A 608-nucleotide genomic window follows, 5' to 3' on the forward strand; every position below is an offset into this window, starting at 1 on the left:
GATTCGATTGAATTCATTCGAAAGTTCATACTAAATTCGGGATCCCTTAAAGAGGTCGCTAAGATTTATGAGGTTTCTTACCCCACAGTTAGAACAAAGCTTGATAAGTTGATTAAGAAAGTGGAACTGAATAGCAAGAAGGAAGATGTTGAGTTCATTAATATGGTGAAAAATTTAGTTATTGATGAAAGGATTAGTCTCGATGTTGCAAAAGTTATTATAGAAAAGTATAAATCTGAAAAGGATGATAATTAAATGGAACAAGTCTATGGTTGGTCGATTGCCATCGTTGTTTTAACCATACAATTTATATTTGCAAGAAGAAAAAGAGCTTTTTGGGGAGCAATATTACCTGTTCTATACCTCATTTTTATGGTTTATTGGATTCCTGCCAGAAATGATGATTTAAGTACAGTTAGACTTATCTTAGTTGCTATTGGAGGACTTGCAATTCTATGTAGTATTTGGATTAATGGCAGAGAGCATTTGAAAAAGAAACGACAGAAAGAACTAGAAAAGATTGAGTTGAAAAATCTTTAACGGATTTAAAGTATCGTTTATGAGTTATAATCTTTGCAACGGATGACACTCCATATATATTTGATGGT

2 protein-coding genes are annotated in these 608 nt (G+C 32.2%); both read left to right on the plus strand.

Annotation, left to right across the window (positions count from 1 at the left end):
- Nucleotides 1-255: DUF2089 family protein (locus ACFSUL_RS21340; RefSeq protein ID WP_377938389.1), on the plus strand; the 255-nt coding region annotated here is incomplete at its 5' end.
- Nucleotides 256-540 carry a hypothetical protein gene (locus ACFSUL_RS21345; RefSeq protein WP_377938391.1) on the plus strand — a complete coding sequence of 95 codons (285 nt, stop codon included), beginning with the start codon at nt 256-258 and terminating at the stop codon, nt 538-540. It abuts the gene before it with no gap.
- The last annotated feature ends 68 nt before the right edge of the window (nt 541-608 follow it).

This window comes from Bacillus seohaeanensis, from assembly GCF_042684945.1.
Taxonomy (GTDB): Bacteria; Bacillota; Bacilli; order Bacillales; family Bacillaceae_B; genus Rossellomorea; species Rossellomorea seohaeanensis.